Here is a 24,671-nt window from a genome sequence, read left to right on the forward strand (position 1 = left end):
GCCCGAAACCCGGTTCTGGCGAGAGCCTTGAAGGGAGGCGCGGCCTCGTCGGGGCGCGCCCCCGACGAGGCCGCCTGTCTCGCGCGCTGCGAATCAGAAGAAGAATGTGCTTGGGAAGGCCCGCATGGCGGGCCGGAGCCGAGCATGGCGGCCGGTCCGCGCCGTCAAGGATGAACCCCGTGCCGGGGCGGCTGCGCCGTCCGTGACGGCGCGGACCGGGCGGGGCGCTATTCGAGCGCCTCGACGACCACGAGATCGCGCTTCGAGGAGAGCTTCGCGAAGGCGACCGCCTCCTGATAGCGCGGGCTGTCATAGCAGGCGCAGGCGGCTTCGAAAGAAGGGAAGACGGCGACGACGTTGCGCGCCCGGTCCGTCCCCTCGAGCTGCCGGTGGCGCCCCGAACGGGCGAGGAAGACGCCGCCATGCGCCGTGATCGCCTCGGTCGCGATCACGGCGTATTTGGCGTAGGTTTCCGGGTCCGTCACCTCGACATGGGCGATCCAGTAGGCCTTCATTTCATTCCCTCCAGCAGCGCCTCGACCGCGGCGAAGGCGGCAGGGGCCTGGGACGGGTCGGCCCCGCCCGCCTGCGCGAAATCGGGCCTTCCGCCGCCGCCCTGCCCGCCGAGCGCGGCGGAGGCGGCGCGGGCGACGTCCACCGCGCTGATCCGCCCCGTCAGGTCCTCCGTCACGCCCGCCGCCGCCGCGGCCTTGCCGCCGATATCGGCGACGAGGATGACAACGCCGGAGCCGAGCTTCGCCTTCATCTCGTCGACGATGCCGCGGAGGTCCTTCGCGTTGACCCCTTCCAGCTTCTCGGCCAGCAGCTTCACGCCGGCGACTTCTCTGGCCTGGCGCTCCGCCGCGCCGCCGCCCATCGCGACCTGCTTGCGAAGCTCCGCGATCTCGGCCTGGAGCGCGCGACGCTCCTCCAGCAGCGCCTTCGCGCGGGCGGGAACCTCCTCGGGCCGCGCCTTCAGCGCGGCGGCCGCCTCCGCCAGCGCCGCGTCGCGGGCGGCGAGATGGTCGAGCGCGGCGGCGCCCGTCAGCGCCTCGATCCGGCGCACGCCGGCGGAGGAGGCGGATTCGCCGGTGACGACGAAGAGCCCGATCTCCCCTGTCGCCCTCACATGCGTGCCGCCGCAAAGCTCCATCGAATAGACGGCGCCAGTCGGGCCCGTTTCGCCGTCGGGGCGCCGCCCCATCGAGACGACGCGCACCACGTCGCCGTATTTTTCGCCGAAGAGGGCCTGCGCGCCGAGGGCGCGGGCCTCGTCCGGGCTCATGAGGCGGGTGACGACCGGCGCGTTCTGGCGGATATAGGCGTTCACCTCCCGCTCGACGTGCGCGATCTCCTCCCGGCTCACAGCCTTGGAATGGCTGAAGTCGAAGCGCAGCCTCTCCTCCGCGTTGAGCGAGCCGCGCTGGGCGACATGCGGGCCGAGGAGGCCGCGCAGCGCCTCGTGCATCAGATGCGTGGCGGAATGGTTGGCGCGGATCGCGCTGCGGCGGGCGTGGTCGACGATCAGTTCCGCGCCGCCGCCGGCGCGAAGCTCGCCCTCCGTCACCTCGATCATATGGGCGAAGACGCCCTGCATCTTCTTCACGTCCGTTACACGGGCCGCGCCGCTCTCAAACCTGATAAGCCCGGTGTCGCCGACTTGCCCGCCGCTCTCCGCGTAGAACGGGCTCTGGTTCAGGATCGCGGCCCCCTCCTCGCCGGCCTTCAGCGCCTTCGTCTCGGCTCCGTCCTTCACGAGGGCGAGGACCTGACCTTCTGCCCGCTCCGTCTCGTAGCCGAGGAATTCGGTTGCGCCGAGGCGCTCCGCGAGGTCGAACCAGATCGCCGCCTCGGCCGCCTCGCCCGAGCCGGACCAGGCGGCGCGGGCTTTCGCCTTCTGATCCGCCATCGCGGAGTCGAAGCCGGCCGTATCCACCGTCCGGCCTTTTTCGCGCAGCGCGTCTTGCGTGAGGTCGAGCGGGAAGCCGTAGGTGTCATAGAGCTTGAAGGCGGCCTCTCCCGGGAGTGCGGCGCCTTCGGGTAGGGACGCGACCTCCTCTTCGAGGAGGTGGAGGCCGCGCTCCAGTGTCTTGCGGAAGCGCGTCTCCTCCAGCTCCAGCGTCTCCTCGATCAGCGCCTGCGCGCGTGCGAGTTCCGGGAAGGCCTGCCCCATCTGGCGGACCAGCGACGGCTCCAGCCGGTGCATCAGCGGCCGGTCCGCGCCGAGGAGATGGGCGTGGCGCATGGCGCGGCGCATGATGCGGCGGAGGACGTAACCGCGGCCTTCGTTGGAGGGCAGCACGCCGTCCGCGATCAGGAAGCTGGTGGAGCGCAGGTGATCGGCGATCACGCGGTGATGGATGCGGCCCGGCCCGTCCGGGTCCGTCCCCGTCGCGGCGGCGGAGGCCTCGATGAGGCTCCGCATCACGTCGGTGTCGTAGTTGTCGTGCTTGCCCTGCAGGACGGCGCCGATGCGCTCCAGCCCCATGCCGGTGTCGATGGAGGGGCGGGGGAGCGCGGTGCGGGAGCCGTCCTCATGGCTCTCGAATTGCATGAAGACGAGGTTCCAGATCTCGATGAACCGGTCTCCGTCCTCTTCCGGCGAGCCCGGCGGGCCGCCTGGGATATGGTCGCCGTGGTCGTAGAAGATTTCCGAGCAGGGGCCGCAGGGCCCCGTCGCGCCCATCGACCAGAAATTGTCAGAAGTCGCGATGCGGATTATCCGGTCGTCGGAGAGGCCCGCATGCTTCTTCCAGATCGAGGCCGCCTCGTCGTCGTCATGGTAGATGGTGACGAGGAGTTTTTCCTTCGGGAGCCCGAATTCCTTCGTGATCAGATCCCAGGCGAGGGGGATCGCCTCTTCCTTGAAGTAGTCGCCGAAGCTGAAGTTCCCCAGCATCTCGAAGAAGGTGTGGTGGCGGGCGGTGTAGCCGACGTTGTCGAGGTCGTTGTGCTTGCCGCCCGCGCGCACGCATTTCTGGCTGGTGACGGCGCGGGAATAATCCCGGTGCTCGACGCCGGTGAAGACGTTCTTGAACTGCACCATGCCGGCGTTCGTGAACATCAGCGTCGGGTCGTTGCGCGGGACTAGCGGCGAGCTTTCCACCTGCCGGTGCCCGTGCTTCACGAAGTAATCGAAGAATGTCGCCCGGATGTCGTTGAGGCTGACCATGCGCCGTTCGCTCCCCTGACGGCGCGCCCGCGCCCGTCTGACCCTGTTGGCGCGGGTTTATCGGGCGGGCCCGTCGCTGTCCACTGAGGGGCGCGGCGGGCGCCTTGAGGCTCTATTCCATTACGTCTTCGCCGTCGTCTCCGGCGGCCATTGACGCGTCAATCCCGTGCTGTGCGCGGATGCGCTCCTCTATCGCCTGCGCCGTTTCGGGATGGTCGCGAAGGAACTGCTTCGCGTTTTCCCGGCCCTGGCCTATCCGCTCGTCGCCGAAGGAGAACCAGGAGCCTGATTTCTCCACCACCCCGGCTTTCACGCCGAGGTCAATCAGTTCGCCTGTCTTGGAGACGCCTTCGCCATACATGATGTCGAACTCGACCTGCCGGAACGGCGGCGCGACCTTGTTCTTGACCACCTTCACCCGGGTCGTGTTGCCGACGACCTCGTCCCGGTCCTTGATCGAGCCGATGCGCCGGATGTCGAGCCGGACGGAGGCGTAGAACTTTAACGCGTTGCCGCCCGTCGTCGTCTCCGGGCTGCCGAACATGACGCCGATCTTCATCCGGATCTGGTTGATGAAGATCACCATGCAGCCGGTGCGGGAAATCGAACCCGTGAGCTTCCGCATCGCCTGGCTCATCAGCCGGGCGTGGACGCCGACCGAACTGTCGCCCATGTCGCCCTCGAGCTCGGAGCGAGGGGTGAGCGCCGCCACCGAATCGACCACGACGACGGAGACGGCGCCGGAGCGCACCAGCGTGTCCGTGATCTCGAGAGCCTGCTCCCCGGCGTCCGGCTGGGAGATCAGCAGCTCGTCCACATCCACCCCGAGCTTGCGGGCGTAGCCCGGGTCGAGCGCGTGCTCCGCGTCCACGAACGCGCAGACGCCGCCCTTTTTCTGCTCTTCTGCGATGACGTGGAGCGCGAGCGTCGTCTTGCCCGAGCTTTCAGGGCCGTAGATCTCGATGATCCGTCCCTTCGGAAGCCCGCCGATGCCGAGCGCGATGTCGAGGCCGATCGAGCCGGTGGAGATCGCCGCGATGTCCATCGCGGCGCCCTTCTGCCCGAGCTTCATGATCGAGCCCTTGCCGAAACTCCGCTCGATCTGCGCCAAAGCGGATTCGAGGGCCTTCGCCTTGTCCATGTCGCGTCTTCCCGCCAACTCAAGCACGTTCTGTGTCATCGCGGATTCCTTTGCCGAGCGCAACGGGAGAGGCGCTCCCGTGTTCGGTTAATGTTCCTATCAGAATAAAAACAAAAAGAGAACATCTAAGTTGCGTTACGAAAAGCGCGAGGCCGGCTCAGTCCTCCATGGTCTCCAGCGCCGCCGGTTGAGCGCCGGAAAGCTGCGACTTCACCGCGGCCGAGAGCCCGTCCAGCGAGAACGGTTTCGGAATGAACCCGCAATTCTCCAGCCCGCCGAGGCCCTTGCGGAACATGTCCTCGGCATATCCGGATGTGAAGATCACGGCGAGGTCGGGGCGGGCCTTGCGGGCCTCGCGCACCCAGGCCGGCCCGTCCATCCCCGGCATGATGACGTCGGAGACGACCAGATCGACCTTCAGCTCGGCGTCATCGAGCCCGGCGAGCGCATCCTCGCCGCTCGCCGCCTCGATTACCTCGTAGCCTCGGAGCCGGAGGGCGCGCGCGGCGAAGGCGCGCACGGGCGCCTCGTCCTCGACCAGGAGAATCACGCCCTCCCCGGTCAGGTCTCGTGCGGCGGCGGGGGCGCGCCGCGAAGTGGGTTGCGCCGCCGCCCCTGCATGGCGGGGCATAAGGAGCGTGAAGGTCGCGCCCTTTCCGGGTGCGCTGTCCACGAAAATGAAGCCGCCAGTCTGCTTCACGATGCCATAGGCGGTCGAGAGGCCGAGGCCGGTGCCCTCGCCCGGCCGCTTCGTCGTGAAGAAGGGCTCGAACACTTTTGCGCGGACTTCCTCGCTCATTCCTTCGCCGCTGTCCGCGATCTCGATTCGAACGTAATCGCCCGCGGGCACGGAGGCCCGATCCCGCCGCACCTCCTCAGTGATTGTCTCGTTCCGGCAGGCGATGGAGATCTCCCCGCCCTCCGGCATCGCGTCCCGCGCGTTGACGACGAGGTTGAGAATCACCTGTTCGAATTGTTGCGCGTCGATCCAGACCGGCCAGAGCGCCTCCGCGCACTCGACGCGGAGGCTGACGCGCTCGCCGATCAGGCGATTGAGGAGATGGCTCAGTTCACCCAGCACGTCGCGAAGATCGGCGGAGGCCGGGTTGAGTTTCTGCTGGCGGGAGAAGGCGAGCAGCTGGCGCACCAGCGCCGCGGCGCGGTTTGCGTTCTGCCTTATCTGGGTCAGATCCTCGAAATCCGGGTCCGACTCGTCCCGCCGCACGGCCAGGAGGTCGCAATGGCCGAGGATCGCGGTAAGGAGGTTGTTGAAGTCATGCGCCACGCCGCCGGCGAGCTGCCCCACCGCCTGCATCTTCTGGGACTGGACGAATTGCCGCTCCCGCGCCTCCATGTCCGTCGCGTCGGAGATGACGGCGAGCACGCCGGCCTCGCCCTCGGTCTCGACGCGGCGGAGGGCAATCTGGAGGTAGAGGTCCCGGTCGCGTCGCGCAGCACGGGCGAGGTCGGGGCGCCCGGCGCCGCGGCCGGCAGCCGCCTCGGCGATGCGGGCCGAGATCGGACGGCTCAGCCCCTCCACATGGTCGCCGAAGGCGCCGCCCGTAACTGCGCCGGGGCCGAGGAGCGCGCGGGCCTCCGCGTTCGCCGCCCTGATGCCCCCTTCGAGATCGAGCCGAACCAGGGCAACCGGCGCCGCCTCGAAGAACGCCTCGGCGGCGGCGCCGCCGCCGGAAAAGACAAAGAGTTCCCGCGTGTTCGCCGGGCCATGCCGCATGAGCGCTATGGCCCCGCCCGGCGCCTCGGCATGGGCGCGGCCTCCGGCCTCCGCCGCCTCCGCAGCTGCGAGTAGGGAATGGCGGCGCGCCTCCGGCAAGGCGTCGAACTCGGCATTGGCGCAGAGAAGCCCGCCGTCCGCCCGCCTGCGTGCGAAGGCGTAGGGAGCGCTCTCGTGGGCGGCGGCGTCTGGCGCTTCTTCCTCGTGAACGGTCCAGAGCAGCCGCCCGTCCGCTGCGCCGGCGACATGGACAGAGACGATCCGCTCCTCGCCTCCACCTTTCACGACGTAGAGCGAGCCGGTCGCCGCGCCCTGAAGGCGTGCGGCGCGGGCGAGGCGATAGGCTGTCGCCTCCCCGGCCTTCCCATCGCCCGCGATCGCGCCGAGCGCGACGCCGACCGCATGGGCGCCTGAGCCGCGGACGAAACCGGTCGCGCCGGGGCCGCGCGCGGCGACGACCCGCCCGTTCGCATCGGTGAGGACGCAGGAGGCGGCCGCTCCCTCGTTCCGGGCCAGGGCCTCGAAGGCGTCGATCGCCGCGGCGGTTCCATGGCGCCGGGCGACCGCCGGCGCGCCGGCGAAAATCGCCGCCACGAAGGCGAAGAGACCGGCCAGCGCCTGGAAAGCGCCGGCCTCGCCCTCCTCCATCGCGCCTCGCGCCACCAGCGCCGCCCCGCAAAGCAGGAGCGCGGCCGCCCAGAGCAGGCCGGGACGCAGCGCGCGCCGCGCGCCTTCCGGATGCTCGCCGCTTCCACCCCTTCGCTCAGCCATCGCCATCGCCGCCGCCCGGTTCGTCATCATCGCGTTAACCTTATGGTCGCCCGCCATTAAGGAGGGGTTAACGCTGTTACGCAACCTTCACGGGCGCATGGGGGGCGAGAACACGGCGCAATAGAAACCGTCCCCTGCCTCCCCAGGCCATCGCGCCATCTCGGTCGGTGCGGAGAGGCCATGCTCCGCGGTGAAGGCGGCGGCCTGCGCCTCGTTCTCCGCGCTCAGGATCGAGCAGGTGGCGTAGGCGATGCGCCCGCCCGGCCGCACAAGGCCGAGGCCGGCGGCGAAGGCCTCGCGCTGCGCGTCGAGATAGCGCTCGAGCCGCTCCGGCGTCAGGCCCCATTTCGCCTCGGGGTCGCGCCGCCACGCGCCGGAGCCGGAACAGGGCGCGTCCACGAAGACGAGGTCGCACCGCCCCCGGAGCGCGGCGAGCGCTGCGCCGCCGACGAGTTCGATCTTCGCTCCCGCCCTTGCGGCGCGTGCGGGCAGGTCCCGCATCCGCGTCGGCGCGACGTCATGGGCGAGGATGCGGGCGCGCCCGCCCGTCATCGAGGCGAAGGCGAGCGCCTTGCCGCCGCCGCCGGCGCAGAAGTCGAGGATCGTCTCCCCCGGCTGCGGCGCGGCGAAGGCGGCGCCGGCCTGGCTCGCGGCGTCCTGCAGCTCCACCAGACCATCGAGATAGGCCCGGCTGCGGGCGGCGGGCGCGCCGGGCGGGGCGCGGAGCGCGTCCGGCTCCGGCAAGGGGGCGGCTTCGATCGCCTCGGCGGCGAGCGCGGCGCGCGCGCCCTCCCGGTCCGTCCGCAGCCGGTTGACGCGGAGATCGACCGGCGCGCGGGCGGCGAGAGCGGCCGTCGCCGCATCGTAATGCGGACCGAGGCTTGCGCGCAGCAGCGGCTCCAGCCAGTCTGGATGGTCGGGCGGCCGGGGGCCTTCCGCGCCCTTCAGTTCGGCCGCCGAGGGCGGCGCGGGAGCGTGACCCTCGCCGGAAAAGACGGTCTCCAGCGGCCAGCTTTCCGCCAGCGCGAGGCCGAGGACGAGCCCGCGCCCGCCCCGCGCGCCGGAGCGGGCGGCTAGGGAGCGGCGGCGGCGGAGGCAGTCATAGACGATGTCCGCCACGGCCCGCCGGTCCTTCGCCCCGGCGAAGCGGCTGGCGCGGCCCCACGCGCGGAGGAGCGGCTCGGCCCTCCCCTCCCCCGCCTCCCAGGCGTCGAGGATTTCAATTGCCGCGGCGGCGCGGGCGCCCGGGGTCATCGGGGCGTCACCGGCGCGGAGCGGCGGGGCGTGCGAGATCGTCGAGGATCGGGCAATCGGGCCGTTCGTCCCCGCCGCAGCATTCGGCGAGCGATTCGAGCGTCGCCGCCATGCTCTCAAGCTCCGCGATCTTGCGACGGAGCGCATCGAGATGGCCGAGCGCCAGGCGCTTCACGTCCGCGCTGCGGCGCGACCTGTCCCGCCAGAGGGCCAGCAGCTCGCCGATCTCGGCGACGGAGAAGCCGAGATCCCGCGCCCTCCTGATGAAGCGGAACATATGCACGTCCCGCTCCGCATAGGCGCGATAGCCGGCTCCGGTGCGCGCCGCCGCGGGCGCGAGGCCGACGCTCTCGTAATACCGGATCATCTTGGCGGACACCCCGGAGGCCACCGCCGCCTCGCCGATGTTCATGCTCGCCTCGCGCTTGGGACCGACCTTGCCATAATGGCAGGGTTCGCGGCGGGCGCAAATGGCGCCCGCCTCACGCCCGCGGCCCCTTGCGCCCGCCGCCGAGCATTGGCGTCGCCCCCTCGTCGAGCGGCCAGCGTGGACGGGCGGCGATCTCACCGCCCCGCTCCCCGAGCGCCCAGCGCTCCGCCGCCGCCCAGGCGATCATCGCGCCGTTGTCGGTGCAGAGCCGGAGTGGCGGGGCGGAGAGCGTGAAGCCTTCCGCCGCCGCTGCCGCGGCGAGCGCGGCGCGGATCGGCCCGTTCGCGGCGACGCCGCCCGCGACGGCGAAGCGCCGCTCCCCCTCCGGCCAGCCGAGCGAGGCCATCGCCGCGCGCGCCTTGGCGGCGAGGAGATCGCGGACGGCGGCCTGGAAGCCGGCGCAGAGGTCCGCCCTGTCCTGCGCCGTCAGCCCGCCTTCCCGCTCCACTGCGAGGTCGCGGGCGCGCAGAAGCGCCGTCTTGAGCCCGGAAAAGGACATGTCCGCCCCCGGCCGGTCTATCAGTGGGCGGGGCAGGGGGAAGCGCGATTCGCGCCCCCCGGCGGCCGCACGCTCCACCTCCGGCCCGCCCGGATAGCCGAGGCCGAGGAGCTTCGCCGCCTTGTCGAACGCCTCCCCCGGCGCGTCGTCGATCGAGCCGCCGAGGCGGCGGTAGCGGCCCGGCGCGGCCACCTCGATGAACTGGCAGTGCCCGCCGGAGACGAGGAGGAGGAGATAGGGCGCCGCCAATCCCTCCGTCAGTCGGGGGGTGAGGGCGTGGCCCTCAAGATGGTTGACCCCGATCAGCGGCAGGCCGGCGCCCGCGGCCAGGCCCTTCGCGAACATGACTCCGGAAAGAACGCCGCCGATCAGGCCAGGCCCCGCCGTTACCCCGATCAGATCGACGGCTGAGAGGCGGACCCCCGCCTCCGCCAGCGCCCGTTCCGCCGCGAGGTCCAGCCGCTCGGCATGGGCGCGGGCGGCGATTTCCGGCACGACGCCGCCGAAGGCGTCATGGAGCCCTTCCTGCCCGAGGACGACGGAGGAGAGAATCTCTCCCGGCCCCTCCGCGCCGGCGGCCCCGATCCGCGCGCGCACGAGCGCCGCCGCGGTGTCGTCGCAGCTCGATTCAAGGCCCAGGACGAGACGCTCCATGCGAGAAAGGCTCCGGCTCGGCGCATTGCGCGCCGTTCGGGCGCGGGATAGTGCTTTTTCATGGCGACCGAAACCTCCTCCCCCGACTTCACCCCGGACAATCCGCTGCGCATCGGCACCCGCGGCTCCCCGCTCGCGCTCGCGCAGGCCTACGAGACGCGGGCGCGGCTGATGGCGGCGCACGGGCTCCCCGAGGAGGCGTTCCGGATCGAGGTGATCCAGACGACGGGAGACGCGGTGCAGGACCGGCCGCTTTCCGAGATCGGCGGCAAGGGGCTCTTCACCAAGGAGCTGGAGGTCGCGCTCTTCGACCGGCGGATCGACATCGCCGTCCACTCGATGAAAGACGTGGCGACCGTGCTGCCGGATGGGCTCGCCATGATCGCCTGCCTGCCGCGGGAGGATGTGCGGGACGCCTTCCTCTCCCCCCATGTCGCGAGGTTCGACGACCTGCCGGAGGGCGCCGTGATCGGCACCTCCTCGCTCCGCCGGAAGGCGCAGGCGCTGGCGCGGCGGCCCGATCTTCGCGTCGTCGAGTTCCGCGGCAATGTGCAGACGCGGATGCGGAAGCTGGAGGAGGGCGTGGCGCTCGCGACCTTCCTCGCCTGCGCCGGGCTGAAGCGGCTGAACGCGCCGGTCGAGGCTGCGCCGATCCCGACCGACGTGATGCTCCCCGCCGTCGCCCAGGGCGCGATCGGGATCGAGGCGCGGGCTGGGGACGATACGGTCCACGCCCTCATCGCGCCGCTCGACGACCGCGAGACGAGTCTCCGGCTCGAAGCGGAGCGCGCCTTCCTCCGCGCGCTTGACGGCTCCTGCCGCACGCCGCTCGCGGGGCTCGCGGAGCTTGTCGGCGGGCGGATCGTCTTCCGCGGGGAGATCCTCCGGCCCGACGGCTCGGTGCGCCATGCGACGCGCCGAGAGGGGACGGGCTCAGACGCGGCGGCGCTCGGCCTCGACGCGGCGGAGGAATTGCGCGCCCTTGGCGGCGACGGATTCTTCGAGCCCTGAGGGCTTATGCCCCGCATCCTCCTTACCCGCCCGCGCGCGCAATCCGAAGCCTTCGCGGCGGAGATCGCGGCGGACGGATGGGAGGCGACGATCTGGCCCGTTATCGAGATCGTAACGACGCTCCGGGAGGCGCCCGACTGGGGCGACGCTGAGGCGGCGATCCTCACCTCGGCCCGCGCGGCGGAGGCGCTTGCATCCTTCGGCGCGCCGCCGCTGCCTGCATGGTGTGTCGGGCGGGCGACGGCGGAGGCCGCGCGAGCGGCGGGATTCGGTGAGGCGATCGAGGGCGGGGGCGACGCGGAGGCGCTGCTCTCCGCGCTCCTCTCTGCGGCCGGCGGCGGGCCGCGCCGGCTCGTGCATGTCCGCGGCCGGGAGGCGGCGGGCGATCTCGCCGGCGCGCTGCGCGCGGCAGGTCGCGCGGCGCGGGAGATCGTCGCCTACGCCGCGGAGCCGGGCGGCCCGCCGGACGAGGATGTGGACGCGGCGATGCGCGCCGGGCGGATCGACGCCGCCGCGCTCTTTTCCCCGCGCAGCGCCGCGCTTTTCGCCGAAGCCGCCCCCGAAGCCTGGCGCGCGGCCTACCCGGCGATGACCGCCTTCGCGATCAGCGCCGCCGCCGCCGCCCCCCTCTCGGGCCTCGGCTTCGGCGAAATCCGCGTCGCGCCGCGGCCGGACGCCGCGGCCTTTCGCGCCATGATGCGCGCCGCGGCTTGACCCGCGCGCGCTCCTGTGGAGGCTAGGAAGCGCCCGCCCGAGCGGTGGAGCGACGAGCCGAGGGGAGCGAGGCGCATGGCGGACGAGGACAAGGCGAAAGCCGCGCGCGAACGTCTGGAAGCGGCCAAGGCTGCGGCGTCGGACGCGGAGATCGTCGAAACTGCGGCTCAGGCGGCCTCGACGGCGGAGGCGGCCGTGGCGGGCGGACCGAAAGAGCCGGAGTCGACGAAAGAAGCAGGTGACAAGAAAGCCGGGGAAGCGAACGCGGCGGCGGAGGCTGCGGCGGTCGGCGCCCCGCCGGAGGACGAGGCCGCCCGCGCCGCCGCGGACCGGAAGGATGACCCGGAGCCGGAGGCGAAGGACGAATCCGCGCTTGAACAGACGGAATCCGAGCGCGCAGCGGAGCCGGAGCCGGAGCCCGAACGCAAGGCCTCGCCGCCCCCTCAGCCGGAGCCAAAGGCCGAGAGGCCGCTCTCCGCGTTTATCCTTCAGGCGCTTCTCATTCTCATCGCGGGCGGCGTGATCGCGCTCTGGCTCGGGCCGCGCCTTGCGCCCTCGCTGCCCGCGCCGGTCGCAGCCTTCCTGACGCCGGGCGGCGGCGGGGCTGAGGCGGAGATCGAGGCGCTGAGGGCGGAGCTCGATGCGCGAATCGCGGGGCTTGAAACCCGGATCGACAAGGCGGACGCCGCGCGGGCGGAGCTGGCCGGGACGGCCGCCGCTGCGCTCGCCGCAGCCGAGACGGCCGTTTCCGCCCCCGCGGCGGCTCCTGACGCCGTGTTGGAGCCGCGGCTTGCCGAGGCGGAGGCGGCGATTGCGGCGCTTCGCGAAGAAATCGCGACCGCGCCCGCGCCGGGCGAGCCTGGCGCCGGTCTCGGAGCAGTGGAGGTGGCGCTCGCCGCGCTGCAGGACGACATCGCCGCGCTCCGCGCTGAGGCGGCGCAGATCGGGCCGCTGGACGAACGCGTCGCCGCGCTCGAATCTGGCGAGGCGGCGACGGCCGGCGCGCGCGACGAGGCCGAGTCGATCCGCCGCCGGGCGAATCTCGATGCGGCGATGACACGGATCGGCGAAGCCTTGCAGACCGGCGCCCCCTTCGCCCCCGCCCTGACGACGGCGACGGCGATATCTGGCGCGCCCGCGCCGGCGCCGCTCGCCGCGGTGGCCGAGGGCGGGGCGCCAACGCCGCGCGCGCTGACCGCCGCCTTCGCGGCCGCCGCGCGCTCCGGCTACGCCGCTGCGGTGGAGGCGGAGGCGGGCGAAGGCTTCGGAGAATCCCTGCTCGCCCGGCTGTCGGGCCGGATCGGCGGGCGGCCGGCGACCGAGACAGAGGGGCCTGACGCCGGCGCCGTCCTCTCCCGGATCGAGGCGCGACTTCAGGAGGGCCGGCTCGCCGCCGCCGCCGAGGAGGCCGCGCAGCTGCCGGAGACGGCGGCGGCGGCGATGCAGGGCTGGCTCGAAGCGCTCCGCGGCGCTGTCGAGGCCGCCGCCGCGCTGGAGACATGGCGGGCCGAAGCGACCGCGAACCTTGGGGGCTGAGCCATGATCTTCATGCTGATCCGCACCGCGCTCTGGGGGCTCGCGATCATCGCGGCGGCCTTCGCCGTGGTCTGGCTGAAGGACGCAGAGGGCGGCGTGACGCTGGAGCTGGCGGGCCGCGCCTACGGCCCGTTCCGGCTGCTGGAGACGGTCGCGCTCGTGTTCCTCGCTGCGCTCCTCCTCTGGTTGGCGTGGAAGGCGTTCAGCTTCTGCGTCGCGCTCGTGCGGTTCATGACTGGGGACGAGACGGCGCTCAGCCGCTTCTGGAACCGCTCGCGCGAGCGGAGGGGCTTCGACGCGCTGGCGGGCGGCCTCGTCGCCATGGCCGAGGGCGACGGGCGCGAGGCGCTGGCGAAGGCGCGGAAGGCCGAACGACTCCTCGCCCGGCCCGACCTCACGCGCCTCCTCGTCGCGCAGGCGGCGCGCGCCGCCGGGGACAAGGGGACGGCGAAGGCCTACTTCAAGGAACTCGCCTCCGCTCCATCCACCGCCTTCGTCGGCGTCAGCGGGCTCCTCGAACAGGCGATGAAGGACGGCGACAAGGACCGCGCGCTGAAGCTCGCGAGCCACGCCGCCGAACTCAAGCCGAAGGATGCGGGTACGCTCACGGCCCTCTTCGCGCTCCAGTGCGAGGCGAAGGACTGGGAAGGCGCGCGCCGCACGCTCGATTCGGAGACGAAGATCGCGCTGATAGGCCGGGACGTCGCCGCCCGGCGCTCGGCTGTCCTCCTCGTCGCGGATGCGCGGGAGGCGGCGGCGCGCGGCGAGGCCATGAAGGCCCGCGACCTCGCCGAGCGCGCGCTGCGGCAGACGCCTGGCCTGGTGCCCGCCGCTATTCTCGTCGCCCGCCAGCTGGAGGAGGACGGCGCGCGCCGGAAGGCGGAAAAGACGCTGCGCGACGCCTGGCGCTCCGGCCCGCATCCCGATCTCGCCGCCGCCTTCGCCGCGCTCGCGCCGGACGAGACCCCGCGGGACCGGCGCCGCCGCTTCCTCGATCTGACGCGCCTCCAGCCGGACCACCCCGAAACACGCATGCTTCGGGCGGAGCTCGCCCTCGCCGACGGCGACCCGCGCGAGGCGCGCGCCGCGCTCGGGAACCTGACGGAGACCCAGCCGACAGGTCGGGCGCTCGCCCTCATGGCGGCGATCGAGCGGGCAGACGGCGGCGGCGAGGCGCTGGTGCGCGGCTGGCTCGCCCGCGCCGTCGCCGCGCCGCGGGCCCCGCAATGGACCTGCGACGCCTGCGGCGCGCGGCATGGCGAATGGGCGCCGGTCTGCCATCGCTGCGAGGCCTTCGACACGCTCGCCTGGCGCGAGGGCGAGGGCGAAGCCGCCGATGCCGAGACTGCGGCGCTCCTGCCGATCGTGACCGCCGAGCCGGAGCCCGAGCCGGCGCCGAAGCCGGCCGCCACGCCTCAGGCTGCGCCCACGCGCGCTGAAGCGAAGGCGCCTGAGCCGCCGGCCGCCGAGGCCGCAGGCGCCCCCCTTCCGCCCCGCCCGCGCCCGCCGCAGCCAAGCATGCAATAGGACCGTCCTGAAGGCATTGCGGCGGCGGGCGAAGCCGCCTATACGAGGCGTAAGCGGCACCCGTAGCTCAGCTGGATAGAGCGCTGCCCTCCGAAGGCAGAGGCCAGGGGTTCGAATCCCTTCGGGTGCGCCAACTTCCTGTTTGCGCTACCGCGCTTCGCGCTGCTTGAGCGTGATGGCGCGTTCGAAGGAAGTCCTTCTCGGCGCGCCACTTCCTTGATCGCACTACAGCGCTTCGTGCTGGATGAGCGCGTTCCTGGCGGTGCGCTCTGTGCTTCGAGCATTTGGAGCACGCCGATGTGGCGTGGCGGGTTGCAGCGGAATCATTGCGCTTGACCGTCGCCGCGTTATCTTTAAGGCATATGCGCGGCTCGCCATGCGGGCCGCGCAGATATCGTTGAAACGGTGAAGGAACCGAACCATAGCCCGCAGACCGCACAACGCCCCGCCGACCCGGGAGACCGGACCGCGCATCAACCAGATGATCCGCGTCCCCGAAATCCGGCTCATAGACGAGAATGGCGACAATCACGGCGTCGTCACGCCCGCCCACGCCATAGCGATGGCCGAGGAAGTCGGGCTCGATCTCGTAGAAATCTCTCCGAACGCCGTTCCGCCCGTCTGCAAGATCATGGACGTTGGCAAGTTCAAGTACGAGAGCCAGAAGAAGGCTGCGGAAGCCCGGAAGAAGCAGAAGGTCATCGAGATCAAGGAAGTGAAGTTCCGGCCCAACATCGACACGCATGACTACGACGTGAAGATGAAGAATGTCGGCCGCTTCCTTGAGGATGGCGACAAGGTGAAGGTCACGCTGCGGTTCCGGGGGCGCGAGATGGCGCATATGGAGCTCGGCCGTGCGCTGCTGGAGCGGATCGCCGGTGATATCGAGGCGGTCGCAAAGGTCGAGTCGATGCCGAAGGTCGAAGGCCGTCAGATGATCATGGTCGTGGCGCCTCGCGCGTGACCGCCGCGCCGGGGCGTGCGCGTCCCGGCCCGAACCCCTTCACGCTCCCGTTTCAAGCCCCTACAAGTTCGATCACCGGCTCCATCCCGTCCAGCACGGATGCGGGCAGGTGGCACTTGATCTGGTGCCCGTCCGCAAGGCGGACCATTGGCGGAACCTCCCGGTCGCATAGTCCGCCGGGGACGGAGGACTTGCGCGGGCAGCGGCTCTGGAACGGGCAGCCGGGCGGCGGGTTCATCGCCGAGGGGATGTCGCCCTCCAGCACGACATGCTTCTTCTTTACCCGCGTGTCCGCGATCGGCACGGCGGAGAGCAGCGCCTCGGTATAGGGGTGATAGGGCGGGGAAAAGACCTGCTCAGTCGAGCCGATCTCCACCACATGGCCGAGATACATGACCATCACCCGGTCCGCGAGGTAGCGGACGATGGAGAGGTCATGGCTGATGAAGAGCATCGTCGTCCGCCGCTCGCGCTGGATCTCCATCAGGAGGTCCGTCACCGCAGCCTGAACCGAAACGTCGAGCGCTGAGACCGGCTCGTCCGCCACCACCACCTTCGCATCGCCTGCGAAGGCGCGGGCGATGCCTATGCGCTGCTTCTGTCCGCCGGAGAGCTGCCGCGGCATCCGCTTCGCGAAGGCGCGGGGAAGCTTCACGAGGTCTAGAAGCTCCAGCATCCGCGCTTCCCGCTCCGCCTGGTTCTTGCCGACCTTGAACTTCTCCAGAACGCGCATGATCTGCGAGCCGATGCTGTGCGAGGGGTTCAGCGTGTCGAACGGGTTCTGGAAGACCATCTGGATGGAGGCGACCGTCTTGGTCTCCCGCTTCTCGATCTCGACATCGCCAATTTCCTGATTGGCGAGTTTGACATGGCCGCTTGTGGCTGTCTCGAGACCCATCAGCACCTTGGCGAGGGTGGACTTGCCGCAGCCCGACTCGCCGACGATAGCGAGCGTCTCCGCCTCGCGCGCCTCGAAGGTCAGCGTTTCGTTCGCCTTCACCACCTTCGTCGCGCCGCGGCCAAAGGTGCTCCCTGAGACCTCATAGTACTTCTTCAGGTTGTCGACCGACAGGACAACGTCGCCCGGCTCCGTCGCCGTCATGTCCCGGTCGGACACGGCGGGCGCGCTCCAGTCGATCTCCCGCCAGCGGAGACAGCGGCTTTCGTGCCGGTCCCGGTCCGGCAGCGCCTCCATCGGGATATCCCCCGCATCACAGCGCCCGGCCTCGAAATAGGAGCATCGGGGGCCGAAATTGCAGCCCGGCGGCCGCTCGTTCGGCAACGGGAAATTGCCCGGAATTGCGATGAGAGGCCGGGCGTTCTTGTCCGCCCCCGGAAGCGGGATCGAGCGGAAGAGCCCCTGCGTATAGGGGTGGCGCATGTGGTCGAAGACTTCCTCGATCGATCCCGTCTCCACCGCCTCGCCCGAATACATGACGCAGAGCCGGTCGCAGACTTCGAGCACGAGGCCGAGATTGTGCGAGATGAAGAGCATCGAGGTGCCATATTTCACCCCCAGCTCCTTCACGAGCTGGACGATTCCCGCCTCGACCGTCACGTCGAGCGCGGTGGTCGGCTCGTCGAGGATCAGGAGCGCGGGCTTCGACATCAGCGCCATCGCGATGACGATGCGTTGCTGCTGCCCGCCGGAAAGCTGGTGCGGGTAGGAGTCGAGGATGCGCTTCGGGTCCGGCAGCTTGACCGAGGCGACCATTTCGAGGGCGAGCGCGTAGGCGTCCGCCGCGCCCATGCCCTCGTGGATCATCGGCACTTCCATCAGCTGCTTGCCGATCTTCATCGCCGGGTTCAGCGAGGCCATCGGTTCCTGATAGATCATCGCGATCTCGGAGCCGCGGAGCTGGCGCAGCTCCTCCTCGGACATCTTGCCGAGATCGCGACCCTTGAACTTGATCGTCCCGCCGACGACGCGCCCGTTCTTGCCGAGGTCCTGCATCACGCCGAGCGCTACGGTGGACTTGCCGCAGCCTGATTCCCCGACGAGCCCCATCGCCTCCCCGGGCTGGACGGTGCAGGAGAAGTCCATCACCGCAGGGATCTCGCCGCCCTGGGTGAAGAAGGAGATGTGGAGGTTCTCGATCTCGAGGATCGGGCCCTGGTATGCGTCGTTCGCGGTCATCATCGCCTCCTCAATCCTTCAGCGACTGTTCGCGGAGCCCGTCGGCCAGGAGATTGAGGCCGAGGACGAGGCTCATCAGCGCGAGCGCGGGCGGCAGGGCGGGGTGGGGGTAGATCGAGAGGAGCTTCCGCCCCTCGTTGATCGTCGATCCCCAGTCCGGGCTTTCGGGGGAGACGCCGAGGCCGAAGAAGCCGAGCGTGCCGAGGAGGATCGTCGTGTAGCCGATGCGGAGGCAGAAATCGACGATCAGCGGCCCGCGGGCGTTCGGCAGGATCTCCCACAGCATGATGTAGAACGGCCCCTCCCCCCGCGTCTGGCCGGCGGCCACATAATCCCTCGTCTTGATGTCCATCGTGATGCCGCGGACGATACGGAAGACGGTGGGCGAGTTCACGAAGACGACCGAGACGAAGACGTTGAGGAGGTTCGGGTCCATCGAGAAGACGCCGAGCGGATCCGCGTTGAAGGCTAGGCCGGAATAGGCCCAGAAACCGATAAGGACGGTGCCCGTCAGCAGCGGAACCATGAGTTCCGGTCGCGTCTCGTAGCGGCTGTAGAAGAACACCCAGAAGAAGACGATGGGAAAGAGAAAGAGCACCGCCGCAAGGATCACGGGAATGCCTGTCTGCCGGATTTCCGGCGTCACCAGCAGGTAGAAGAGCAGGATCACCGGGAAGGCGAGGACAAGATTGGCGAGGAAGGACAGCACGGTATCCATCCGCCCGCCGAAATAGCCGGCGGGGAGGCCCAGCGTCACGCCCACCATGAAGGCGAAGAGCGTTGCGAGCGGCGCGATGGCGAGCACGGATTGAGAGCCGTAGACCATGCGGGAGAAGACGTCCCGCCCCAGATTGTCCCCGCCGAGAAGGTAGTATTTCCCCTCCTCCGTCGGATGCGGCAGGCCAGGGACCTTGTTCTTCAGCGAGGCGACCTGGTCCAGCGGGCCGAAGAGCGCGATCTGGTCCGCGAAGAGCGCCGTGAGAATCCAGAACAGCACGATCCCGAGCCCGACCATGCCGATGGGCGAGTTCATCAGCTTGCCGTAGAGGCTGAGCCGCCGCTTGAACCAGATCGACAGCGTGAAGATCAGCGCGAGCCCGATCCAGACCGGCGTGAACTGCACGAACATTCCCGCGAAAATCGCGCCCCATCCCAAGGGTTCCATTGCCCGCCCCCTTACTTCACGCGGATGCGCGGGTTGAGATAGACATAGCCGATATCGGAGATCAGCTGCGTGATCAGCACGACGAAGACGGCGACGACGGAGCAGCCGAGCAGCAGGTCAATGTCGTTGTTTCCGGCCGCCTGCACGAGCAGCCAGCCGAAGCCCTTGTAGTTGAAGAGGGTCTCCACGATCACCACGCCGGTCAGCAGCCAGGGAAACTGGAGCATGATGACCGTGAAGGGCGCGATCAGCGCGTTGCGGAGCGCATGCTTCAGCACCACGTTGCGGAAGCTGACGCCTTTCAGGCGCGCGGTGCGGATGTATTGCGCCGTCATCACCTCGGCCATCGAGGCGCGCGTCATCCGCGCGATGTAGCCCATGCCGTAAAGCGCCATCGTCAGCACCGGCAGGGTGAAATTCTCGAAGGTCACGCCGTCTATCGCGGAGGTCGCCGTACCCTTGAACCATCGGAGCCCGCCGACGGAGGAGGCGAAGACGACAATGAAGACGACGCCGGAGACATACTCAGGCGTCGCGGTTGTCGAGATTGCGAAGGTGGAAAGCGTCCTGTCCGTGCGCGAACCCTCCCGCATCCCCGCCAGCACGCCGATGAGGAGCGCCGACGGCACCATGACGACCATGACCCAGAACATCAGCACGCCCGTCGCCCCGAGCCGCGTGCCGACGATGGGGCCGACATTTTCCTTGAAGACCGTGGAATGACCCCAATACCCCTGAAGCACGCCGCAGAAGGTCGGGAGCGGCTCCCCCTCCGCGACGGCGCGGCAGCGCACAGTCGCACCGGAATCAGGGGCGGGATGGTCATAGGGGACGACACCGAGCCACTGCCCGTAGCGGATCGCGAGGGGCTGGTCGTAACCGTTCCGATCGAGCCAACTCGATACGTCCGCGTCGGACATGCGGACGGAGCCTTCGCTCTTCGCCAGCTTCTCGAGATTGGGTTCGAGATTGGTGAGGAAAAACACCACGAAGGTGAGGCACAGGGCCGTAAGCAGCATCGTGCCGATGCGTCGCGCGAGGAAAGTCGCCATCCGGCCTCTCCGTCTCAGCTATCGCGGGTCGTTGCGGCCCGGCGGGGCGCCGGGCCGGGAATTCGGGCGGGGCGCGCCCCGCCCGGTCGCCTCAGGCGTCGATCCAGTAGCGGTCGAGATGGAGTTCGAAGGTCGGGTGCATTTCCGCGCCCTTCACGGTCTCCTTGTAGTGGCGATAGAGCGAGCGCCAGTAGGGCTGCACCATCACCCCCTCGTCCTGCATGATCTTCTCGATCTTCGCCATGACCTCGCGGCGCTTGTCCGCGTCCGCGATGGCCATCGCCTCGTCGAGCAGGGCGTCGAACTCTGCGTTGGAGAAGGCGCTCTCGTTCCAGGCGACGCCGGAGCGATAGGCGAGGGCGAGGACCTGCACGCCAAGCGGGCGCATGTTCCACTCGGTGGCCGAGAACGGATACTTCAGCCAGTCGTTCCAGAAGGTGGAGCCGGGCAGGATCGTCCGCTTGATGTTGATCCCGGCGTCCCGGATCTGTGCGGCGACTGCGTCGCAGGTATCCCGCTGCCAGTTGTCATCGATGGAGATCAACTCGAACTCCATGTCGGCATGTTCCGTCGCGTCCAGCATCGCCTTTGCAGCGGCCGCATCGGGCTGGAGCGGCGGCAGCTCGGCGTATTCCGGGTGGATCGGGCAGACATGATGGTTTTCCGCCACCTTGCCGCGGCCGGCGTAGCCGAGCTCGAGCACGACCTCGTTGTTGACTGCCTTCACAAGGGCGCGGCGGACGTCCCCGTTGTCGTAAGGCGCGGCGAGCTGGTTGAAGCGGACGGCGAGCGTTGCCGCCGTGACGGCTTCGGAGCGGGTCCAGCCGATGGCGTCCATGATGTCCACGAAGTCGCCGGTCGTCTGGTAGAGCATGTCCACCTCGTCCGACTCGGCGGCGGCGACCCAGGCGGACGTGTCCGTGCCGAAGTCGATGAACTCGATCCGGTCGAGATACGCCCCTTCGCCCCACCACTTGTGGTTCGGGTTCTTCACCAGAGCGGCGCGGACGCCGACCTCGAAGCTTTCGGGCATGTAGGGGCCGGTTCCGATCGGATTGTCGAGCGGATTGTCGTTCGAATAGGATTTGTGGACGACGGCCGCCGGATAGTCCGCGAGGCCGGGAATGAGCGCGATGTCCGGGCCGGAGAGCGCCAGCTTCACGGTGTGAGTCCCGGTCGCCACGGCCGCGCCGGGGCGCATCTTGCCGGTCGCGGAGTCGACCAGTGCGGCAAGGCGGGAGGCCATCGAGTTGCCTTCCACCGTGCTGTCGCACCAGCGCTCGATGTTGTGGACGACATCCTCCGCCGTGAACGGCTCGCCGTTGCTCCAGGTGACGCCCTGGCGGACGTTGAGCGTGTATTCGGAGGCGTCGTCGTTGACCTCCCAGCTCTCCAGCAGCTTCGGCGTGAAGGTGCCGTCGATCTCGTACTGGACGAGATATTCGAGCCAGCCACGCGAGAAGTTGGCGATCTGGGACCAATCGGCGGTGCGCGGGTCCTTCAGCGCCTTGAGCTCCATCTGGATGCGGAGCGTGCCGCCGGGCTTGCCCGCGGCGCGCGCGCGATCCGGCGCGGCGAGGCCGATCAGCCCGTAGGCCGCCGCCGCCGTCGCGCCGAGGGCGCTGGCGCGGGTGAGAAATTCTCGGCGGTCCAGTTCGCCCGCCCGGGCCTCTGCGGCGTAGAGCTCCACGCCGCGATGCAGCGGCCCTCCGCTGAGCGTGAGGTCGGATTTCTTCTTCATGTGCAGTCTCCCTGTTGTGCCGACGCGCCTTCTGTGAAGCGCGGTTTCATCTTGTCGATCATGCGGCGCGACGCGGGCGCAAGCCGCAATTCTGTCCTTAGTGTGGACCGGACGGTCCCATGTCTCAACCCCCGTCCCTCGACCGTGCCGCGCGGCGGGACGCCGTCCTGCGCATTAAACGACATTCCGGGTGAGAAATGCGGCGTGTTGGGGCGGCGGCGGCCTCCGTTCAGGGCCGCGACGCGGACCTGACCCAGAATTCGACCCGGCGCCCGCCCGGGCCTGGGCAGGAGACGGGCGCGAGCGGGCCGTAGCCGCTCGCTCGCATCGGGACCGGCGCCGCGCCAGCGGCCGAGAGAGCGAGGCGGAGCGCGGCCTCTGCGGCTTCCGCCCTCCGGACGGACATGGCGACGCCGCTTGCGAAGCCGTCCGCATCGTCAGCGAAGCCGATCACGAGGATTTCCCGCCCGGCGAATGCGCCTTCGGCCGCCGCATCGACCAGCGCGGCGAGGGCGGCGCGCGACCCTGCGGGCAACGACGCGTCCCCTTCGGCGAACCGGATGGTTGCGGAGAGCCGCTCCGCCGCGACGACGCTGGCGGCGAATTCGGCCATGAGGGTCGCCGCCGCCGGCGCCCGCGCCTTCAGAAAGCCATTCGCGATCCGCGCGCCTTGCGCGTTGAGCGCAAGCGTCTCCAGCCGCGCGTCCACCGCGCCGAGGGCGGCGATTTCCGCCTGGCCGGACTCGGAGGCCGCGAAGTCGAGAAAGGCGCGCGCCGCAGGCGAAAGCGCGGGCCCCGGCTTGGCCGCCAGGGGGTGGACGAAGGGATAGTCCCCAGCCTTGACCGCGAAGCGACTAGGCTCCGCCGGAACGCCGCATTCCGTCTCCAGCGTCAGCGCGCGGGCGCTCCGCTCGAAAGCGAGGGTAGCGAAGCCGAGCGCCGCCGGGTCCCGCGCCACGGCGTCGGAGAGGTCCCGCAGCGAAGCGTGGCGCGTCGCGCCGGGGGCGGGCTTCGCGCCGCCTGGCAGGAAGGCGGCCATCGCATCCGCCTCCGGCCCTTCGGTGGGCAGATGGAGCGCGATTCGCCCCGGCGGGCCGCCGACATCCGACCAGTCGGACGCGGCCCCTGAAAGGATTCTGCCGGCCTCGGCGAAGGTGAGCGAGGCGACCGGCGAAGCCGGGGAGACGAGGAGAACGAACGCGTCGAGCGCCAGCGGCGCCTCCTCGCCGGCCTCGGCGACGAGCGCGATGGAAGCTCTGGCCGGGTCTCCGCTCGGGTCAATGAGGTATTCGGCTGGCTCCGCGCCGCCGAACGGCGCAAGGAGGCGCGGAGCCTCGCCTGACGCTTCGGGGTTCCGTTCCGCCGTTCCGCCAGCCGCAAAGGCCATCGCCTCGACAAGCGCCGGGGCCAGGAGGGCCGCCAGCGCGCCGCCTCCGGCGATCCGCACCGCGCCCCCTGCTGGCGGCGGCGGCGGACAGGCGGCGCCGGCGCAGTCCGTCTCGCTCGCCGGGATCGTGAGCCTCCCGATCGGGGAGGCGATGACGTAGCGCGCGCCGTCGAATTCCAGAAGCTCTCCGGTCACGGTGAAGCCGGTGCCGCGGGCTGTCAGCGTCACCGGCTCGGCCGACGCAGCGGCGGCGACGAGGAATGCGCCAAGGAAACCGGCTCCGGTTCGAAACAGTCCCATGCCCCACCCCTGTCGCTTGCGGCGCACGCCCCCCGGCGCGCGCCTCACTCGATTCTCAGCTCCGTCACCGCACCCGCGGCGAGCCGTGCGGCCAGGCCGGCCGACGCATCGCAGGAAGCGGCGGCGAGGCTGCCGTTGACCGCGCCGCGAACCTTACCGCCCTCGGCGCGGATGACCAGATATTCCGTCGCGCCGCCCGCTCCGCATGCCCCCGCCGCCGGATCGAGCGCGAGTCGCGCGACGCCGCGCCTTCCCCCGGCTCCGAGGCGGAGCGAATAGACCTCGACATGACTCAGCCCCGCCGCTGCGGGCGCGCCCGGCGGCGCGGCGAAGCTTTCCACCCGCCCAGCGCCGTCGCCCGGCGCGCCGCCGGAGCGCACATGGCCGGGGCCACCCGGCGCTGCGGCGTATTCGAAGGCGTGAAGATGGAGCCGCGCGGCGGCGGGCGAGGCGATCGCTACGCGGACGATGCGCGAAAGCTCGGCCTCGTCGAAGGCGAGCGGAACCGGAAGCGCCTCCCCCGCCGGAAGGCGCAGCGTCGCGCCCTCGGCTGCGTCGAGAACCGGCAGGTCGATCCAGCCCTCTCCCTTTGCATCGAGCGGCACGGGAAAGGCGACGTCCCGATGGTCGAGCGCCGCGACGGCGCCGGCCGCGCAAGGGGCGAGGACATGCACGCGGCTCGCGCCGCCCGGCGCCGGTGTGGAGCGGGCGATGGCCGGTGGGCAGGCCCGCCCCTCTTCGGCCGTCGCGAGCGCGTCGGCGGCGGGTCGGGTTGCGCGGGGAGTTTCGGCCGGCGCGGCGCCCGGCGCCGGGGAGGCGAGACGCTGCTCGTCCGCCGGGCCACGGGTCGGGGCGGCGATGTCGGCGACGGAATGGCGGGGTGGCGAAGGCGCGGCGTCCGGCTCGGGGCCCGGCCCCGCCTCGGGCTCGGGCCCGCCTGCTTCGGCCTTCGGCTCCGCCGGCTTCTCCGAGATGGCCGGCTGAGCGAGCAGCGCCGTCTCGGCGGTCTGCCCGGAGGCCGCGGCGGACGGCTCCCGCGCCGCGCCCGGGCCCTGCACCGCGACCCGGACGAAGGCGACAGGGCAGGAATCGCCCCGCGAAGCGCAATAGGAGAAGACCTGCTCCCCGACGCAAAGATCGTTCGCGACATAGAGGATGCCCGCCTCGGCTACTTCCGCCGCGCCGCAGGACGGGGAGGCGACGATGCGCAGGTTCGCCCGGTCTGCCTCGATCACGTTGAGGTCGTTCGCCAGTACGTCGATGAGGAGAGTCTCCCCCGCCGCCGCGATCACGGAATCGTCCGCCGGTGCGATCATCGCCGCGCGTTCCCGGAGAAAAAAGTCGATCAGGTCGTCCGAGCGCTGCGCCAGCGTCGCCATCGCCACAACGATGACGAGGCCGGTCAGGATCGACATGACCCGGTCGTCCTGAAACAACTCCGCCTCTCCTCACCTGAACGCCCGCCGCGCGCCCCGCGACAG

General features: G+C 70.5%; 18 protein-coding genes and 1 tRNA gene. 6 read left to right on the forward strand and 13 right to left on the reverse strand.

The window, feature by feature from the left end; all coding sequences use genetic code 11:
• Window positions 1–227: 227 nt before the first annotated feature.
• The 7 genes from ACE37J_RS18300 to tsaD form a co-directional block, all read right to left on the reverse strand.
• Window positions 228–515: a DUF1330 domain-containing protein gene (locus ACE37J_RS18300; protein WP_409713907.1), complete on the reverse strand. Its 288-nt coding sequence runs from the start codon at window positions 513–515 to the stop codon at window positions 228–230.
• The gene (gene alaS / locus ACE37J_RS18305) at window positions 512–3,172 is read right to left on the reverse strand and encodes an alanine--tRNA ligase (protein ID WP_409713910.1); all 2,661 of its coding nucleotides are present in this window, start codon (window positions 3,170–3,172) and stop codon (window positions 512–514) included. Before alaS ends, ACE37J_RS18300 begins: the two co-directional genes overlap by 4 nt.
• Before the next feature lie 112 nt (window positions 3,173–3,284).
• Window positions 3,285–4,352 carry a recombinase RecA gene (recA, locus tag ACE37J_RS18310; protein WP_409713913.1) on the reverse strand — a complete coding sequence of 356 codons (1,068 nt, stop codon included), beginning with the start codon at window positions 4,350–4,352 and terminating at the stop codon, window positions 3,285–3,287.
• 118 nt (window positions 4,353–4,470) lie between these two features.
• Window positions 4,471–6,849 carry an ATP-binding protein gene (locus ACE37J_RS18315; RefSeq protein ID WP_409713916.1) on the reverse strand — a complete coding sequence of 793 codons (2,379 nt, stop codon included), beginning with the start codon at window positions 6,847–6,849 and terminating at the stop codon, window positions 4,471–4,473.
• Between the two features lie 57 nt (window positions 6,850–6,906).
• Entirely contained in the window at window positions 6,907–8,073 is a 1,167-nt protein-coding gene (locus tag ACE37J_RS18320; RefSeq protein WP_409713919.1) for an RsmB/NOP family class I SAM-dependent RNA methyltransferase, read from the reverse strand.
• A 7-nt stretch (window positions 8,074–8,080) separates the two neighbouring features.
• Window positions 8,081–8,485, reverse strand: coding sequence for a Cu(I)-responsive transcriptional regulator (gene cueR, locus ACE37J_RS18325; protein WP_409713922.1), 405 nt, complete (start codon window positions 8,483–8,485; stop codon window positions 8,081–8,083).
• Window positions 8,486–8,555: 70 nt separating this feature from the next.
• A complete protein-coding gene (gene tsaD, locus ACE37J_RS18330; protein ID WP_409713925.1) occupies window positions 8,556–9,656 on the reverse strand; it encodes a tRNA (adenosine(37)-N6)-threonylcarbamoyltransferase complex transferase subunit TsaD in 1,101 nt (366 codons plus the stop codon).
• A gap of 60 nt (window positions 9,657–9,716) precedes the next feature.
• Here tsaD and hemC point away from each other — a divergent pair, with 60 nt between their 5' ends.
• From hemC to infC, 6 genes are all read left to right on the forward strand, one after another.
• Complete coding sequence (hemC, locus tag ACE37J_RS18335; protein ID WP_409713928.1) at window positions 9,717–10,667, forward strand: hydroxymethylbilane synthase; 951 nt, start codon at window positions 9,717–9,719, stop codon at window positions 10,665–10,667.
• Between the two features lie 6 nt (window positions 10,668–10,673).
• Window positions 10,674–11,381 carry a uroporphyrinogen-III synthase gene (locus tag ACE37J_RS18340; protein ID WP_409713931.1) on the forward strand — a complete coding sequence of 236 codons (708 nt, stop codon included), beginning with the start codon at window positions 10,674–10,676 and terminating at the stop codon, window positions 11,379–11,381.
• Window positions 11,382–11,456: 75 nt separating this feature from the next.
• Complete coding sequence (locus tag ACE37J_RS18345; protein WP_409713934.1) at window positions 11,457–12,917, forward strand: hypothetical protein; 1,461 nt, start codon at window positions 11,457–11,459, stop codon at window positions 12,915–12,917.
• Window positions 12,918–12,920: 3 nt separating this feature from the next.
• On the forward strand, window positions 12,921–14,444 hold the full coding sequence (locus tag ACE37J_RS18350; protein ID WP_409713937.1) for a heme biosynthesis protein HemY: 1,524 nt from the start codon (window positions 12,921–12,923) through the stop codon (window positions 14,442–14,444).
• Between the two features lie 56 nt (window positions 14,445–14,500).
• Window positions 14,501–14,577, forward strand: a tRNA-Arg gene (locus ACE37J_RS18355).
• A gap of 288 nt (window positions 14,578–14,865) precedes the next feature.
• A complete protein-coding gene (gene infC / locus ACE37J_RS18360; protein ID WP_409715463.1) occupies window positions 14,866–15,408 on the forward strand; it encodes a translation initiation factor IF-3 in 543 nt (180 codons plus the stop codon).
• Between the two features lie 52 nt (window positions 15,409–15,460).
• On the opposite strand, the gene ACE37J_RS18365 is transcribed toward infC, so the two are convergent.
• From ACE37J_RS18365 to ACE37J_RS18390, 6 genes are all read right to left on the reverse strand, one after another.
• The gene (locus tag ACE37J_RS18365) at window positions 15,461–17,545 is read right to left on the reverse strand and encodes a dipeptide ABC transporter ATP-binding protein (protein WP_409713940.1); all 2,085 of its coding nucleotides are present in this window, start codon (window positions 17,543–17,545) and stop codon (window positions 15,461–15,463) included.
• Between the two features lie 10 nt (window positions 17,546–17,555).
• A complete protein-coding gene (locus ACE37J_RS18370) occupies window positions 17,556–18,710 on the reverse strand; it encodes an ABC transporter permease (RefSeq protein WP_409713943.1) in 1,155 nt (384 codons plus the stop codon).
• Between the two features lie 11 nt (window positions 18,711–18,721).
• On the reverse strand, window positions 18,722–19,762 hold the full coding sequence (locus ACE37J_RS18375; RefSeq protein ID WP_409713946.1) for an ABC transporter permease: 1,041 nt from the start codon (window positions 19,760–19,762) through the stop codon (window positions 18,722–18,724).
• Between the two features lie 91 nt (window positions 19,763–19,853).
• Window positions 19,854–21,503: an ABC transporter substrate-binding protein gene (locus ACE37J_RS18380; RefSeq protein ID WP_409713949.1), complete on the reverse strand. Its 1,650-nt coding sequence runs from the start codon at window positions 21,501–21,503 to the stop codon at window positions 19,854–19,856.
• A gap of 229 nt (window positions 21,504–21,732) precedes the next feature.
• A complete protein-coding gene (locus tag ACE37J_RS18385; RefSeq protein WP_409713952.1) occupies window positions 21,733–23,190 on the reverse strand; it encodes a substrate-binding domain-containing protein in 1,458 nt (485 codons plus the stop codon).
• Window positions 23,191–23,234: 44 nt separating this feature from the next.
• Window positions 23,235–24,626, reverse strand: a complete 1,392-nt coding sequence (locus ACE37J_RS18390) for a hypothetical protein (RefSeq protein WP_409713955.1) — start codon at window positions 24,624–24,626, stop codon at window positions 23,235–23,237.
• Between the last annotated feature and the right edge of the window lie 45 nt (window positions 24,627–24,671).

Source organism: Pikeienuella sp., from assembly GCF_046290545.1.
Lineage (GTDB): Bacteria > Pseudomonadota > Alphaproteobacteria > Rhodobacterales > Rhodobacteraceae > Pikeienuella.